Genomic DNA, 14,784 nt, shown 5'->3' on the forward strand with positions numbered 1-14,784 from the left:
GAGGCCCTCCCCGTTCGCCTTACTTGAAGTCGCGGCGCGAGAAGAGGATGACGGCGATGCCGATCATCACCGCGGCGTAGGCCACCGCGTAGAGCATGGAGGGCGCCAGCTCCGAGAAGGGCGTGGGTAGCTCGTACGTGGCCTGGACGCGGTAGTTGAGCCGCGAGAGGTTGGGCAGCGCGTAGTAGACGCCCTTGCCCACCCACTGGAGCAGGGGGCTGTCGGCCTTGCGCGACATCTCGTAGATGTCGCCGCCCAGGTGGCCGGCGAAGTACGCGCCGATCGTCACCGTGGCGGACACCATCTGGCTGGAGAAGCTGGACATCGCGAAGCCGATGCTGCTGAGCACCAGCAGCTCGAAGAAGAGCATGAAGATGGCGACGAGCTGGGCCTGGGTGAAGACCGTCCCATAGAGGGCGATCTGCCCGAAGAAGAGCAGCCCCATGGCCACCAGCAGCACTCCCAGCGTCAGCATGTTGCCGGCGAAGCGCGCGGTGAGGAACAGCCCGCGGGAGATGGGCTTGGAGACGATGAGGAAGAGCGTCTTGCGCTCGATCTCCCGGCTCAGCATGCCGCTGGACAGGAAGACGGCGAGCAGCACCAGCACGATGCTCATCACCCCGATGCCCACATCGGTGAGCACGCGGTCGAAGGTGGAGACGCTCAGGTTGGTGAGCAGCGTGGAGGCCACCAGGAGCCCGAAGGCGAAGGCGCCCACCACCACGGTGACGCGGTTGCGGCGGGCCTCCCGGAAGCCGTTGAGCGTGAGAGCAAGGAACGGCCGCATCATGACTGAATCTCTCCTCCGACAGTGCCGTGCTTGGCCTCGCTCATCGCCTGGAGGAACAGGTCCTCCAGCGAGAAGCGGGATGGCTGCAGCTTGGTGACGCGGCCGCCCGCGCTCAGCACGCTCTTGAGCAGCGGCTGCACGTGGGCATCTCCGGCGCGCACCAGCACGCGGTTGGTCAAGTCCTGCACCTGCTCGAGCGGGTGGCCCAGGCCGCGCAGCGCCTCCAGCGACAGGCCCTCGATGGTGAGCTCCACCTGCGGCACCTGCGTCGTGAGCAGCTCCTGCACGCTGCCCTCGCGCGCAAGCTTGCCGTTGACGAGCACCGCCACCCGGTTACAGAGCGCCTCCACGTCCGGGATGATGTGCGTGCAGAAGAGCACCGTGGTGCCGCGCTCGCGCTCCTGGAGGATGAGATCGCGGATCTCCCGCCGTCCCACCGGATCCAGGCCGCTGGTCGGCTCGTCCAGGATGAGCAGCTTGGGCCGGCCGACGATGGCCTGCGCCAGGCCGATGCGCTGCACCATGCCCTTGGAGTAGCGGCGGATCTGCAGGCCGCCGGTGCGGGCCATGCCCACCGCGCCCAGCACCTCCTTCACCCGCTGATCCAGGTCCTGCCCGCTCAGCCCCACGAGCTGGCCGGCCAGGCGGACGAACTCCTCGCCCGTGAGGTACTCGTACGGGGCGGGGTTCTCCGGCAGGAAGCCCACGTTGCGGCGGGCCTCCTTCGCGTCCGGCGCGTGCCCGAAGATGCGGGCCATGCCGCTCGTCGCCTGGACGAGGTTCATGAGGATCTTGATGGTGGTGGACTTGCCGGCGCCATTGGGGCCGAGCAGGCCATAGACCTGCCCGGGCTGGATGGAGAGGGTGAGGCCCTGAAGTGCCAGAACCCGCTTGTTCATCCAGAAGCCCAGCCGATACGTCTTCGACAGGTCCCGGGTCTCGATGGCTAGCGTGTCGGGAGCGCTCATGGGGTGTTTTGGGCTGCGTCCTGTTGTTGCTGCTGTTGCTTCTGAAGCTTCTTGTCGAACTCCGGCGGCCGCAGGCGGACGCGCCTCATGCTGGAGTAGCTCTTTCCGTCCGGCTCGAAGCCGATGTAGCCGCCCATGGGATCGGGGGGAATCTCCGGCAGGTCTCCCTTGGCCACCAGCTCCGACATCGTCGCGGGCATCCGGCCCTCGCGCTTCTTGAAGGCCGCGATGGCGTCGTCCACCTTCACCAGCAGCTGCTCGAGCTGGATCTCCGCGACGCGCTCCTCGAACATCTCGCGCATCTCCGGATCCGTCTCGTTGTCTCGGAACGCCTCCACCAGCGCGAGCGCGGCGTCGAAGCGGCGGTTGAACGCCAGCATGCGCGAGGCGAACTCCGGCACGTACTTGTTCCGGTTGGGCAGCGTGGCGGCGATGCGCAGGTGCTCGGCGGCGGCCTCGTGCTCCTCGAAGAAGTAGCTCAGGTTGTAGGCGAGGAACAGGCGCAGGTTGGCGTCCTCGGGGAACTGCTTCACGCCCTTCTCGAGGATCTTCCGCGCCTCCGCCGTGTTCACCCACTGCTCACGGCCCAGGTTCGTGGGGATGGTGTTGCCCGCGTACTGGTAGACCTTGTGGAACTTCGGGTCCAGGTCGGTGACGAGGTCCGCGTAGTAGAAGAGGTCCAGGTACCGGGTGGGGTCCTTGCTCTCGCTGCCACGGCCGGCGGCCTGGATGGCCTGCAGCCAGTAGTAGTCCGTCACGAGCGAGCGCTGTCCGGCACCCAGCACGCGCAGCATCTCGAGGCGGGGGAGCAGGGGGGCCCGGTAGGGACCGCGGGGTGGGTCTCGGGGAGGCTCCGAGAGCGCGACCACGGTCCCAAGTCCAGAGAGGATGATCGCCAGTGTCAGGAGGGACTTCATGGCTTTGTGTGCCGCACACTACCGGCGGGGCGCGCAGCAGACCAGAGGGAGCTCAATCCGCAAGAAGCGTTCGGTTGCCTAGTCGCAGTTGACGTCGTTGTTGACGTTGAACGGCTCGCCGGCGGCAACATTCTCGGCAACGCCACCCGTCGTGGGGCACGCAGGGGTGAGCTGTCCATCCGATGACGAGACCAGCCAGGTGTCCGCCGAATCGGTAGGGGTGTTGTCTACATCTCCCGCCGCGAAGCCCAGGAAGTCCCAGTTCTCGCCCGTGCCGCGCAGGCCGGGCGACATGGCCAGGCCGTTCTGGGTGGCCTTGGTGTTCCAGGTGGCGGACAGCGGAGAGACCCAGGTGAAGGTCGGCGGGAAGGAGGTGAACTTGAAGGTGTCCACCCCGACGCAGTCATCATTGGGGTTCTGGACGATGTTGACGGTGGTCCGATCCTCCACGGTCGTGCAGGGATCGTTCATGTGGTAGCTGTAGCGGTTGCCACGCTCGGGCGAGAAGCCCGGGACGCGGATCTCCGGGTTGGGCCGCTTGGACAGTGTGCGGAACCCGGTGAACAGCGTCTTGAGGTTGGAGTTGGCCTCGGACTGCCTTGCGCGTGCCTGGAATCGCAGGAAGTTCGGAATGGCGATGGCCGCCAGGATGCCGATGATGGCAACGACGATCATCAACTCGATCAGCGTGAAGCCGCGCGAACTCTGCCGGGGCATGCGGAGGTCCTCCCAAACAAAAACAGGCCGGGATGAACGATCATCCCGGCCTGTTCAGACATGTTCAGCGATGCGCTGAAATCAGTCGCAGTTCACGTCGTTGTAGATGTTGAACGGCTCGCCGGCGGCGACGTTCTCGGCGGCGCCCGTGGCAGGGCAGGTCGCCTGGAGCTGGCCGTCGGAGGAAGCGATGGACCAGGTGTCAGCCTTGTCGTTGGCCGGGGTGTTGTCCACGTCGCCCGCGCCGTAGGCGAGGAAGCACCAGTCGTCCTGGCTGCCGTGGATACCGGACTGAACGGCCATGCCGTTGGTGGTGCACTTGGTGTTCCAGGTCGCGCCGCCCAGGGCCTCAACCGTGAACGTCTGGGGGAACGAGGTGAACTTGAACTGGTCCACGCCGATGCAGGTGTCGGTGTTGTTCTGCACCGCGTTCACCTGGCTGCGGTCCTCGACGGAGGCGCAGTTGTCCTCGAGGTGGTAGCTGTAGCGGTTGCCGCGCTCAGGAGCGAAGCTGGTCGCGCGGATGGCCGCGGGGGGCTTGCGCTGCTGGGTCCGCAGACCCGTGAAGAGGCTCTTGAGGTTGGTGTTCACCTCGGACTGGCGCGCACGGGCCTGGAACCGGATGAAGTTCGGGATCGCGATGGCCGCGAGGATGCCGATGATCGCCACCACGATCATCAGCTCGATGAGGGTAAAGCCACGGTTGCGACGGGTCTGGGTCATATCTGCTGCTCCTTGCAGTCGGCGAGGACTGGGGGTGAACGACAGGCTCAGTCATAGCAAGGGAAGGGCCACCCACGCCAGATCTGCTAAGTGGGCTGATCTCCTGGAATGGGGCCCAGGGGTGCCGGATCACGTCAGGCGGTGATCGACAAAATTTGGCACCCAGCGACGAATTTGGGCACCCGGACCAGAGAGGCTAGCCTCGGAAACCGCGCTATGGCTCAGGAGCTACCGCCCTTTTTCTTCTCTCTGCTGACGGTCTGGCTCTTCGTATTGGGCCTGTGCGTCGGCAGTTTCTTGAATGTCGTCATTGCCCGCGTGCCGCACGGAGAAAGCGTCGTCCATCCGCGCTCCCGCTGCCCGAAGTGTGGGCACTCGTTGTCCTGGTACGAGAACATTCCACTCATTTCGTGGCTGGCCTTGAGGGGCCGCTGCCGGAACTGCAAAGCCCCCATCTCTATTCGCTACCCTTTAGTGGAGCTGCTCGTCGGCCTGCTCTTCCTGGCGTGCGTGCGGCGCTTCGACTTCACCTGGGAGCTCGTCTCCGCGCTGGTGCTCGTCTCGCTGCTGGTGCCGCTCACCTTTATTGATCTGGAGCACTGGATTCTCCCCTTCTCCCTCACCATCCCGGGGATCGTCGCCGGAGTGGCGCTGGCCGTACCCAGGGGGATGGAGGCGCTGCGGGACGCGGCCCTGGGCGCCGGGGTGGGATTCCTGGCCTTCCGCCTGATGGAGTACCTGGGCTGGAAGATGTTCAAGAAGGAGGCGCTCGGGGGCGGCGACAAGTTCCTGGTGGCGCTGCTGGGCGCGTTCCTCTCATGGCGGGCGCTGCTGGGCATCCTCTTCCTCTCCTCTCTCCAGGGGGCGGTGGTGGGCGTGCTGTTGATTGCGCTCACCGGCCGGGCGGGCCCTCGCGCCGAGCCCGAGCCTGGGAAGCAGGGCACTCCGGGGCCGGAGGCTCCCGAGGCAGCAGCTCCCGAGGCAGCAGCCCCCGAGGAGGAGCCGCCCGAGCCCGAGCTGACGATGACGTGGGAGTTCACGAAGCCGGGCATCCCGCTCTGGAAGCGGCTGCTGCTGGTGCCCTGGTGCCTGCTCGTCCAGCCCATCCCGGACGAGCCGAAGGACGAGGCCGGGGAGGAGATCGACTGGGTGCCGGGCAAGACGAACATCCCCTTCGGGCCGTGGCTGGCGCTGGCGGGCCTGGAGCTGCTGCTGATGACGCCGTGGCTGGCCCGGGTGCTGCCGCCGCAGTTCGCGCTGCTGCTGGGGGGCATGCGGTGAGCGGGGCTCGGACGAGATGAAGTGGCGCATCGCCAGCGTGGCCTTTCTGCTGGCCTCGCTCACCACGGGGCTCTCGTGGCTCACACTCCAGCCGGTGCTCATCCAGCTGGTGGAAGTGGTGCGCAGACTGGCCCCTCCGGGCAGCCCCGAGGCCGAGACGCTCTCTCGCGTGCGGGGCTTCCTTCCCTTCGCGCTGGGGTTGGATCTGCTCCTGCTGGGCGCGCTGGTGTACTTCATCCTGGACTTCACCGTGGGCCGCCCGCTGCGCAGCACGGAGGCGGCGGTGGAGCAGCTCGGGCGGCTCGAGCTGGACCTGGCCCCGGTGTCCCAGGGCGGGCCCCTGCTGTCGCGCATCCAGAGCGCGCTCAACCGCATGGCCGAGGCGCTGCGCCTGGAGCAGGCCAAGACGCGCTCGCAGCTCGAGGCGCTCCAGCAGGCCAACGCCCGGCTCTCGCGAGCCCAGACGGAGCTGGTGTCCGCCGAGCGCCTGGCCACCGTGGGCAAGCTGGCCGCGGGCGTGGCGCACGAGGTGGGCAACCCGCTGGCCGGCATTCTCGGCTACCTGTCCCTGGCGCGCATGCGGGCCCCCACGCCCGAGCTGAAGGACTACCTGCAGCGCATCGATCACGAGGTGCAGCGCATCGACGGCATCGTCCGGGGGCTGCTGGACCTGGGGCGCCCGAAGCCCGCCACGCTGACGCCCGTGGACGTGAGCCAGGTGGTGGAGACGTGCGTGAAGCTGGTGCGCGCCGGGCCGGAGCTGTCCCAGGTGAAGGTGGACTTCGCGCTCGAGCCAGGGCTGCTGGCGCGCGCGGACGCGGGCCCGCTGTCGCAGATCGTCATCAACCTCATGCTCAACGCCGCGCAGGCCATGGGAGGGGAGGGCGGTGTGCGCGTCTCCACCCGGCGCGAGGGTAGCGAGGTGCGGCTGGAGGTGGAGGACACCGGCCCGGGCATCCCCGCGGACGTCATGCCGCGCCTCTTCGAGCCCTTCTTCACCACGAAGGAGGGCAAGGGCACGGGGCTGGGACTCGCGGTGTCCATGCACCTGGCGCAGAGCATGGGCGGCCGGCTCACCGCGGAGAACGTTCCGGGCGGCGGCGCTCGCTTCTGCGTCCACCTGACGGCCCCATGAATCGAGAACTCCCTTTCGTCAGGGCGCTGGGGGATGATGAGGCTCCGGCCTGATCATGCCCACCTTCCGCTCCATTCTCGTCGCCGACGACGAGCCGTCCATCCGCCATGTCCTCACCCTGGTGCTCACCGAGCACGGGTACGAGGTCCGCGCCGTCGCCGACGGCGAGGAGGCCGTGCGCGAGCTGTCCGCGCGCAGCTACGACGTGCTGCTGTGTGACGTGCGCATGCCCAAGCGCGACGGCCTGTCCGTGCTGCGCCAGGCCAAGGCCGAGCACCCCGGCCTCACCGTGCTGGTGATGAGCGCCTACGGCTCCCAGGAGCAGGCGCTCGAGGCGGTGGGCTCCGGGGCGTACGACTACGTCCAGAAGCCCTTCAAGCCCGAGGAGATCGTCTTCGTCCTGCGCAAGGCCGAGGAGCGCGAGCGGCTGCTGCGCGAGAACCGGCGCCTGAGGACGGCCGCGGCGCCTCCGCCCGAGCGCATCCTCGGCGACAGCGAGGGCCTCAAGGCGGTGCTGCGCCAGGTGGACCGGCTCGCGCCCGTGAACACCACCGTCCTCATCACCGGCGAGAGCGGCACCGGCAAGGAGCTCATCGCCCGGGCGCTCCACGAGCGCTCGCCGAGGGCCTCTCACCCCTTCGTCGCCGTCAACTGCGGCGCCATCCCCGCCGGCCTCATCGAGAGCGAGCTGTTCGGCCACGCCAAGGGCGCCTTCACCGACGCGCGCACCGCCAAGCAGGGCCTCTTCAGCGAGGCCGACAGCGGCACGCTCTTCCTGGACGAGGTGGGCGAGCTGCCGCTGCCGGCCCAGGTCAAGCTGCTGCGCGTACTCCAGGAGGGGGAGATCCGCCCGGTGGGCGAGAGCCGCGCCGAGCGCGTGGACGTGCGCGTCATCGCCGCGACGCTGAGGGATCTCGGCAAGCTGGTGGAGAAGGGCGAGTTCCGAGAGGACCTCTACTACCGCCTCAACGTGGTGAACCTGCGGATGCCGCCCCTGCGCGAGCGCCGCGAGGACGTCCCCCTGCTGGCGCGCGCCTTCATCCACCGCTTCAACCGGCAGCTCAACCGCGAGCCGCCCGTGGAGGGCCTCAGCCCCGAGGCCGAGGCGCTCCTGGGCGCCTACGGCTGGCCCGGCAACGTGCGCGAGCTGGAGAACGCCATGGAGCGCGCCGTGCTCCTGGCGGATGGGCCCCACATCCTCCCCTCCAACCTCCCCGAGCGGCTCTGGACGGCTCCCCAGCCGGCTGCCGGCTCACCTGCCGTGCAACAGGCCGGTAGCGACCTGTCCCTCAAGCGCGCCATGCGAGAGCTGGAGGAGACATACATCCGCGCAGCTCTGCGCCGGACCCGTGGCAACCGTACCCGCGCCGCGGAAGTCCTGGACATCAGCCATCGCGCGCTCCTGTACAAGATCAAGGAGTACGGAATCGATCCGGACGCCGAGGCCGAGAAGGGCAGCTGAGCGTCCGGCGGAGCACACTGTGGGGATTTGACGGCGCGCGTCCCAGGCCAGAAAATCGGCAGTCGCGGCGTTACGAGGGGAGCGGCCGAAGGGTACCTGTTCGTGCCCGACCGGCCGCGGAGCGAGCGGGCGCCGGTCAACTTTTAGGCGGGGTTGCGCGCTGATGCTACGCTGGCGCCCTCTCCACGGGAGAACTGCATGGCGAAGGGCAAACTGGCACTCGGTCTGGATATCGGATCGACCTCTGTGAAGATGATCCTCCTCAAGGAACAGCGCAAGCGCGGCGAGGTCGGCTACGCGCTGCAGAGCTTCGGCATGAAGCCGCTGCCTCCGGAGGCCATCGTCGACGGCGCGCTGATGAACTCCACCGCCATCGTTCAGGCGGTGCAGGAGCTGATGAACGAGCTGAAGGTGAAGAACAAGGAGGTCGCCATCGGCGTCTCCGGCCACTCGGTCATCATCAAGAAGATCCAGATGCCCCGCATGAGCCAGGAAGAGCTCGAGGAGAGCATCCAGTGGGAGGCGGAGCAGTACATCCCCTTCGACGTCAAGGACGTGAACATCGACACGCAGATCCTCGACGCGGGCGCCAATGACGCCACCGGCCAGATGGATGTGCTGCTGGTGGCCGCCAAGAAGGACATGATCAACGACTACACCACCGTGGTCTCCGAGGCGGGACTTGCCCCGGTGGTGGTGGACGTGGACGCCTTCGCCGTCCAGAACATGTTCGCCGCCAACTACGACATCCCCGAGAAGGAGACCGTGGTCCTCATCAACGCGGGCGCCTCGGTGGTGAACATCAACATCATCGCCAACGGCATCACCGTCTTCACCCGCGACGTGACGATCGGCGGCAATCAGTTCACCGAGGAGATCCAGAAGCAGCTCAACGTCTCCTACGAGGAGGCCGAGGCGCTGAAGATCGGCGGCAACCGCAACGACGCGGACGCCGTGGTGCCTCAGGACGTGGAGCGCGTGCTGACCAGCGTCGCCGAGCAGGTGGCCGGTGAGATCCAGCGCTCGCTGGACTTCTACGCGGGCACCGCCGCCGACGCCAACTTCAGCAAGGTGTTCCTGTCCGGCGGCACCGCGAAGATCCCCGCGCTGTTCAAGACCATCGAGGCGCGCGTGGGCGTTCCGGTCGAGATCCTCAACCCGTTCCGGAAGATCGAAGTCGACAACCGCAAGTTCGATCCGGCCTTCATCATGGACGTGGCTCCCATGGCGGCCGTGGCGGTGGGCCTGGCGCTGCGCCGTCCGGGCGACAAGCTGAACTGAGACCCCTCTCTCCCTGATTATCGAAGGAACCGACGCATATGATGATCCGCATCAATCTGTTGCCCGTCCGGGTGACGAAGAAGCGAGAGATGGGCAGGCAGATCCTGGTCCTCTTCGCCATCATTCTGGTGGGCGCGTTCGTGGGTAACTACATGTGGTACGCGGACCGCAAGGCGGAGTTCGACCAGAACGCCCAGGGCATCGCCCAGGTCAAGGCGAAGATCACCGAGCTCGAGAAGGTCATCGGCGAGGTGAGCAAGATCAACGACCGCAAGGCCGAGGTGGAGAAGAAGCTCGGCGTGCTGGACAACCTGCGCAAGGGCCGCGCCGGCCCGGTGAAGATGATGGACGCGCTGGCCTCGTCCATTCCCAAGAAGCTGTGGCTCAAGGGCTTCACCGAGGAGAAGGGCGGCGTGAAGATCTCCGGAGCGGCCATCAGCCATGACGAGGTCGCCGAGTTCATGAGCAACCTGGGCCACATGGTGTGGACGCCCAAGGGCATGGGCCGCCTGGTGGAGTCTCGCAAGGACTCGCCCACCTCGCGCGTGGAGCTGCTCACCCCCGACGCCGCCATCGAGGAGTTCCCGGTGTCCGCGGTGAAGACGTTCTTCACCAACATCGAGCTGAAGGACGCGGTGCAGAAGACGTCCGGCAGCAGCAGCGACCCGAACTCGTTCCCCACGGTCGAGTTCAACATCAACCTTTCGGCCAACTACGCCATCTGAGAGGACCTGGCATTCATGGAACAGTACCTGGACAAGATTGCCAAGGCTCCGGCCGGCGTGAAGTACGGCGGCCTGGCCGCGGCGGTGGTGTTGCTCACGGCCGCCAACTTCTTCGCCCTCATCCAGCCGACCGAGGCGCAGATCAAGCAGCAGGTGGAGCAGCGCCGCAAGCTGGACACCGACCTGGCCGAGAAGAGCGAGATCGCCCAGAACCTCAACGAGCGCCGGCGCGAGATGGACGTGCTGGAGCAGAAGCTCGCCGAGGCGCTCACCGAGCTGCCCGAGAAGAAGGAGATCGACGAGCTGCTCGCGCAGATCAACGACATCGGCAAGAAGTCCGGTCTCGAGATCGCTCGCGTGGAGCCGGGCAAGGAGGCGCCGGGCGAGTTCTTCGCGCGCATCCCCATCAAGATGACGGTGAGCGGCAACTACCATGAGATCGCCATGTTCATGCAGGAGATCGCGAACATGCGCCGCATCGTGAACGTGAACGGGATCGACCTCGGCAAGCCGACGGTGAAGAACGAGAAGGTCATCCTGCAGAGCTCCTTCGTGGCGACGACGTTCCGGTTCGTGGAGCAACCGAAGACCGTTGATCCGAAGCAAAAAGGCCAGAAAGTTGCGCCGCCCAAGAAATAGGGTGACAAGAGGAACCAGAGGATGAAGACGCTCAAGTTCAAGATGACTACGGTTGCGCTGGCCTTGACGCTGGCCGCCTGCGGGGGCAAGCAGTCCGCCGCCCCCAGGCCGCCGCCGCCCAAGCCGCCCGCGACGACCGCGGCCGCGCCGAAGGACGCGCAGGCCGAATCCTCCGTCAATTACTCGTACAACCCGGTGGGCAAGCGCGACCCGTTCCGCAGCCCGCTGGAGGAGCTGGGTCGCTCGCGTAACGAGGGGCAGGTGCAGCAGTGCGGCGAGCCGCTGTGCGCGTGGGACCTCGATCAGCTCAAGCTGGTGGCCGTCGTCACGGGCGACGCCAACCCGATCGCGATGGTGGAGGACCCGCTCGGACGCGGGCATGTCGTGCGCCGCAATGCACGCATGGGAAGGCAAGGGGGCAGGGTGACCCAGATCCTTCGGGACTCGGTGACGGTGACCGAGTACATCCCGACGGAGGGAAAGGTCATCCCCAATCCCGTGAGCCTCCAGCTCAAGCAGGATAACAAGCGGGACCCGATGTACGACTTGTCCACGGGCAAGAACTGGGAGTAGCGCCGACGGGCCGGCAGCTCAGCCCGATTCCAACTTGTAGAGGGGTAGCATGCTCGGGAAGAGCGATGTGACGAGGGGCAAGTGGATGATTGCGGCCGCGTTTGCGGTCGCAATCTTGGGCGCCAGGGCCGAAGGCGCCGAACTCAACACGCTGAAGGACCTGAAGGTCATCCCGACAGGTTCTGGCGCTCAAGTGGTCGTCGCGGGGACCCGCCCGCCGACCTTCACCGTGTTCCGGCTCAGTGGGCCGGAGCGGCTGGTGGTCGACCTCTCGTCGACGGACGCCACGGGAATCAAGGGGCACCACGATGGAGCCGGCCCTGTGTCGGGCATCGTGGCCTCCCAGTTCTCGGACGAGCGCGCGAGCGTGGGCCGGGTGCTGGTGGCGCTCGACAAGGCCTCCCAGTACGACGTGCGCGCCGACGGCAACCGGGTGATCATCTCGGTGGACGGCGCCACGGTGGAGGCCATCACCGCCAAGGCGGACAAGCTCGAGGCCAGCCCGCAGGCGCCTCAGGCCCAGCCCGCCCCGGCCATCGCCCAGGCGCCGGCCGAGAAGGCTCCGGCTCCGCTGGCCGAGAAGGCTCCGGAGAAGGCGCCGGTGGCCGAGAAGGCTCCGGCCGTCGCTCAGGCGCCCGCGCCCGCGCCCGCCACGCCGGCTCCGGTGGTGGCGCAGGCCTCCGCGCCCCAGGCCGCCCCGGTGGTGGTGGAGGCCGGTGAGCCGCAGTCGGCTCCCGCGGCCGCGCTGCCCGAGAACGTGGTGGCGGCCGAGGCCGACGAGCGCGAGGTGGCGCACCCGGCCAGGCGCATCACGGGCATCACCTTCGCTCGCGACACGCTGGCCGTCCGCACCGACGGCGAGGTCGCCCGCTACGAGGTGCTCGAGCTGGCGGATCCGCCGCGCCTGGCGGTGGACGTCTACGGCGTGGATCTGTCCGCCAAGACGCCGCGCGTCCACGGCAAGACGCTGAAGGGCCTGCGCGTCGGCGCCCACGCGGAGAAGGTCCGCCTGGTGCTGGACGTGCCGGGCGGCATGCCCACCTACCGCGTGGATCGCGCCAGGCGCGGCCTGGAGATCCTCCTGGGCGCCGCGGTGGCCCGCAAGGCTCCGCCCGCGTCCGCTCCCGCCGAGGAGCCTCGCGAGCTGGTGGCCGAGAGCGCTCCGCTGCGCCCGGCGACCGCCTCCGCCGAGCCCGCGTCGTCCGCGGTGGTGGACGTCAAGGAGCTCACCTTCGACGAGAGCGACGGCGGCGGCCGCGTGCAGCTCAAGATGTCCGGCCCGGCCACATGGAAGGTGGACCGTCCGGATCCCCGCAGCGCGGTGCTGACGCTGGACAATGCCCGCCTGCCGCGCAAGCTGGAGCGCAGCCTGGACACCAGCGCGCTGAGCACCCCGGTGAAGATGATCAGCGCCTTCACGGTGCCCGGCGAGGGCAACCGCGTGCGCGTGGTGGTGGCGGCTGACGGCGCCATCGAGGAGTCGGTCATCCAGAGCGGCGGAGCGCTGAGCTGGAACCTGTCGGTGCAGGGCGTGAAGACGGAGCAGGTGGCCGTCACGCAGCGCACCGCCGGCTTCACCGCCGAGGCGCCGGCCTACGCCGCCGAGGGCGCGCCCCAGCAGGCCCGCTACCGCGGCAAGCGCGTGTCCTTCGAGTTCAAGGACATCGACATCCAGAACCTGCTGCGCGTCATCGCGGAGATCTCGAAGAAGAACATCGTGGTCGCCGACGACGTGAGCGGCAAGGTGACGATCCGCCTGCGCAACGTGCCCTGGGACCAGGCGCTGGACCTCATCCTGCGCACCAAGAACCTGGGCAAGGAGGAGGTGGGCAACATCATCCGCATCGCCCCGCTGAAGACCCTGGAGGAGGAGGCGCGCCTGCGCCACGAGCGCAAGAAGTCCCTGCAGCAGCAGGAGGACCTGCTCGTCAACCTCATCCCGGTCAACTACGCGGTGGCCAACGAGATGTCCCAGCGCGTGAAGGACATCCTGTCCGAGCGTGGTTCGGTGTCGGTGGACACGCGCACCAACGTCCTCATCGTGAAGGACGTGCGCGCCAACATCGAGAAGGTGCGCGCCCTGGTGCGCAACCTGGACACCCAGACGCCGCAGGTGCTCATCGAGAGCCGCATCGTCGAGGCGACGACTTCCTTCACCCGCCAGATCGGTGTGCAGTGGGGCGGTCGTGGCCAGGCCAACGCGGCCACCGGCAACACCACGGGCCTCATCTTCCCGAACTCGGTGAACGTGTTCGGTTCCGCGCCGGGCCAGGAGCCCCAGGGCTTCGACGTCGACCCGAACTTCGCCGTCAACCTGCCGGCGGCGACCAACCTCGGTATCGGTGGCGCGCTCGGCATGACGTTCGGCTCGGCCGGCGGCGCGCTGCAGCTCAACCTGCGTCTGTCCGCCGCGGAGAACGAGGGCTACGTGAAGACGATCTCCGCGCCCAAGGTGACCACGCTGGACAACAACACGGCGCGCATCAGCCAGGGCGTGTCCATCCCGTTCAGCCAGACGTCGGCCCAGGGTACCAACACCATCTTCGTCGAGGCGCGTCTGTCGCTCGAGGTGACGCCGCACATCACCCAGGACGGCAGCATCCTCATGAACATCACCGCCCAGAACAACCAGCCGGACCCGGCGAACACGGGCGCCAACGGTCAGCCCGCCATCCAGCGCAAGGAGGCCCAGACGCAGGTGCTCGTCAAGGACGGCGACACCACGGTCATCGGCGGCATCTACGTGCGCCGTGGCAGCACCGCGACCGCGGCCATCCCGTTCCTGTCGAAGATTCCGGTGCTGGGCTACTTCTTCCGTCAGGAAACGGAGCGTGACGATCGGCAGGAGTTGCTGATCTTCATCACTCCTCGCATCCTCAACCGGCAGACCATCGCGCAGTCCCTGTGAGCCGGGGCCCGCACACAATGGAGTCGATTCCTATGAAGCGCCTGTTGGTCATCGCGATCCTCTCGGCCGCCGCGACGGCCTGTGTCGAAGGCAACAACCCGGTCCAGCTCATCGGGGCCAGGCCGCTCAGCGCCACCGAGTGCGGCACGCGGGCGGGCGACATCGACCAGTACCGCGGCTCGTTGGACTTCGCCCTCAGCAAGCACTACTACATGACCTTTGGTCTGTACTCTCCGCTGAACCAGGAGCAGTCCACGGTCGGTACGGGCTTCATCGGTGAGGAGATCGTCTACAACTACGAGTCGCTGGGCGTGAAGGGCAGCTTCAAGGAAGAGACGCTGCCCATCTACTTCGTGGTGGGCGCGGGCGCGGACCCGGATGAGTCCTTCATCGCCGTGGATCTGATCGGCGCGGATGCGCGCACCAAGCTGGAGTCGCTGGTGCCCGCCGAGCCGGACGTCATGACGCTGCTGGCGACCATCAAGATCAAGGGCAAGCTGGCCTCCGGCCGGGGCGTGGAGACCAACGAGGTGACCTACCCCATCGAGCTCACTCGGGGGGTGGGGTGCCTGGAGAACCAGACCGCCAGGCCGACGGCGGACTTCCCGTGCGCCAACCCCGGTCAGGACGGCGCCCCGTACGTGTGCCAGTAGGCTTGACGGGCT

14 protein-coding genes are annotated in these 14,784 nt (G+C 67.5%); 9 read left to right on the forward strand and 5 right to left on the reverse strand.

All coding sequences use genetic code 11. The annotated features are described in order from the left end of the window. Positions 1–19 precede the first annotated feature (19 nt). The 5 genes from KY572_RS17765 to KY572_RS17785 all read right to left on the reverse strand — a co-directional run bounded on the left by KY572_RS17765 (position 20) and on the right by KY572_RS17785 (position 4,115). Positions 20–787 carry an ABC transporter permease gene (locus KY572_RS17765; RefSeq protein ID WP_407659975.1) on the reverse strand — a complete coding sequence of 256 codons (768 nt, stop codon included), beginning with the start codon at positions 785–787 and terminating at the stop codon, positions 20–22. Further along, complete coding sequence (locus KY572_RS17770) at positions 787–1,758, reverse strand: ABC transporter ATP-binding protein (protein ID WP_224243970.1); 972 nt, start codon at positions 1,756–1,758, stop codon at positions 787–789. Before KY572_RS17770 ends, KY572_RS17765 begins: the two co-directional genes overlap by 1 nt. Continuing rightward, entirely contained in the window at positions 1,755–2,675 is a 921-nt protein-coding gene (locus tag KY572_RS17775) for a tetratricopeptide repeat protein (protein ID WP_224243971.1), read from the reverse strand. Before KY572_RS17775 ends, KY572_RS17770 begins: the two co-directional genes overlap by 4 nt. A 78-nt stretch (positions 2,676–2,753) precedes the next feature. Next, positions 2,754–3,392 (reverse strand): prepilin-type N-terminal cleavage/methylation domain-containing protein, encoded by a 639-nt coding sequence (locus tag KY572_RS17780; RefSeq protein ID WP_224243972.1) that lies wholly within the window; start codon positions 3,390–3,392, stop codon positions 2,754–2,756. 81 nt (positions 3,393–3,473) lie between these two features. Then, positions 3,474–4,115 carry a prepilin-type N-terminal cleavage/methylation domain-containing protein gene (locus KY572_RS17785; protein WP_224243973.1) on the reverse strand — a complete coding sequence of 214 codons (642 nt, stop codon included), beginning with the start codon at positions 4,113–4,115 and terminating at the stop codon, positions 3,474–3,476. Between the two features lie 216 nt (positions 4,116–4,331). Here KY572_RS17785 and KY572_RS17790 point away from each other — a divergent pair, with 216 nt between their 5' ends. The 9 genes from KY572_RS17790 (at position 4,332) to KY572_RS17830 (ending at position 14,772) form a co-directional block, all read left to right on the forward strand. Then, positions 4,332–5,396, forward strand: coding sequence for a prepilin peptidase (locus KY572_RS17790; protein WP_224243974.1), 1,065 nt, complete (start codon positions 4,332–4,334; stop codon positions 5,394–5,396). 16 nt (positions 5,397–5,412) lie between these two features. Further along, entirely contained in the window at positions 5,413–6,531 is a 1,119-nt protein-coding gene (locus tag KY572_RS17795) for a sensor histidine kinase (protein WP_224243975.1), read from the forward strand. A 55-nt stretch (positions 6,532–6,586) separates the two neighbouring features. Then, positions 6,587–7,993: a sigma-54-dependent transcriptional regulator gene (locus KY572_RS17800; RefSeq protein WP_224243976.1), complete on the forward strand. Its 1,407-nt coding sequence runs from the start codon at positions 6,587–6,589 to the stop codon at positions 7,991–7,993. A 198-nt stretch (positions 7,994–8,191) separates the two neighbouring features. Further along, positions 8,192–9,274 carry a type IV pilus assembly protein PilM gene (gene pilM, locus KY572_RS17805; protein WP_224243978.1) on the forward strand — a complete coding sequence of 361 codons (1,083 nt, stop codon included), beginning with the start codon at positions 8,192–8,194 and terminating at the stop codon, positions 9,272–9,274. Between the two features lie 38 nt (positions 9,275–9,312). After that, entirely contained in the window at positions 9,313–9,999 is a 687-nt protein-coding gene (locus tag KY572_RS17810; protein WP_224243979.1) for a PilN domain-containing protein, read from the forward strand. A 15-nt stretch (positions 10,000–10,014) separates the two neighbouring features. Beyond that, positions 10,015–10,638: a type IV pilus inner membrane component PilO gene (locus tag KY572_RS17815; RefSeq protein ID WP_224243980.1), complete on the forward strand. Its 624-nt coding sequence runs from the start codon at positions 10,015–10,017 to the stop codon at positions 10,636–10,638. Between the two features lie 21 nt (positions 10,639–10,659). Beyond that, on the forward strand, positions 10,660–11,211 hold the full coding sequence (locus tag KY572_RS17820; RefSeq protein ID WP_224243981.1) for a pilus assembly protein PilP: 552 nt from the start codon (positions 10,660–10,662) through the stop codon (positions 11,209–11,211). Between the two features lie 49 nt (positions 11,212–11,260). Continuing rightward, the gene (gene pilQ / locus KY572_RS17825) at positions 11,261–14,119 is read left to right on the forward strand and encodes a type IV pilus secretin PilQ (protein WP_224243982.1); all 2,859 of its coding nucleotides are present in this window, start codon (positions 11,261–11,263) and stop codon (positions 14,117–14,119) included. Positions 14,120–14,151: 32 nt separating this feature from the next. Then, on the forward strand, positions 14,152–14,772 hold the full coding sequence (locus KY572_RS17830) for a hypothetical protein (protein WP_224243983.1): 621 nt from the start codon (positions 14,152–14,154) through the stop codon (positions 14,770–14,772). The last annotated feature ends 12 nt before the right edge of the window (positions 14,773–14,784 follow it).

Origin of the sequence: Hyalangium gracile (assembly GCF_020103725.1) — a bacterium.
GTDB classification, from domain to species: domain Bacteria; phylum Myxococcota; class Myxococcia; order Myxococcales; family Myxococcaceae; genus Hyalangium; species Hyalangium gracile.

Bases quoted from the DNA above. Each gene is read 5' to 3' on its own strand.
- KY572_RS17790 (WP_224243974.1), top strand. From the start codon at position 4,332: ATGGCTCAGGAGCTACCGCCCTTTTTCTTCTCTCTGCTGACGGTCTGG.
- KY572_RS17800 (WP_224243976.1), top strand. From the start codon at position 6,587: ATGCCCACCTTCCGCTCCATTCTCGTCGCCGACGACGAGCCGTCCATC.
- pilQ (WP_224243982.1), top strand. From the start codon at position 11,261: ATGCTCGGGAAGAGCGATGTGACGAGGGGCAAGTGGATGATTGCGGCC.
- KY572_RS17780 (WP_224243972.1), bottom strand. From the start codon at position 3,392: ATGCCCCGGCAGAGTTCGCGCGGCTTCACGCTGATCGAGTTGATGATC.
- KY572_RS17820 (WP_224243981.1), top strand. From the start codon at position 10,660: ATGAAGACGCTCAAGTTCAAGATGACTACGGTTGCGCTGGCCTTGACG.
- KY572_RS17815 (WP_224243980.1), top strand. From the start codon at position 10,015: ATGGAACAGTACCTGGACAAGATTGCCAAGGCTCCGGCCGGCGTGAAG.
- KY572_RS17775 (WP_224243971.1), bottom strand. From the start codon at position 2,675: ATGAAGTCCCTCCTGACACTGGCGATCATCCTCTCTGGACTTGGGACC.
- KY572_RS17810 (WP_224243979.1), top strand. From the start codon at position 9,313: ATGATGATCCGCATCAATCTGTTGCCCGTCCGGGTGACGAAGAAGCGA.
- KY572_RS17785 (WP_224243973.1), bottom strand. From the start codon at position 4,115: ATGACCCAGACCCGTCGCAACCGTGGCTTTACCCTCATCGAGCTGATG.
- KY572_RS17765 (WP_407659975.1), bottom strand. From the start codon at position 787: ATGCGGCCGTTCCTTGCTCTCACGCTCAACGGCTTCCGGGAGGCCCGC.
- KY572_RS17795 (WP_224243975.1), top strand. From the start codon at position 5,413: ATGAAGTGGCGCATCGCCAGCGTGGCCTTTCTGCTGGCCTCGCTCACC.
- KY572_RS17830 (WP_224243983.1), top strand. From the start codon at position 14,152: ATGAAGCGCCTGTTGGTCATCGCGATCCTCTCGGCCGCCGCGACGGCC.
- pilM (WP_224243978.1), top strand. From the start codon at position 8,192: ATGGCGAAGGGCAAACTGGCACTCGGTCTGGATATCGGATCGACCTCT.
- KY572_RS17770 (WP_224243970.1), bottom strand. From the start codon at position 1,758: ATGAGCGCTCCCGACACGCTAGCCATCGAGACCCGGGACCTGTCGAAG.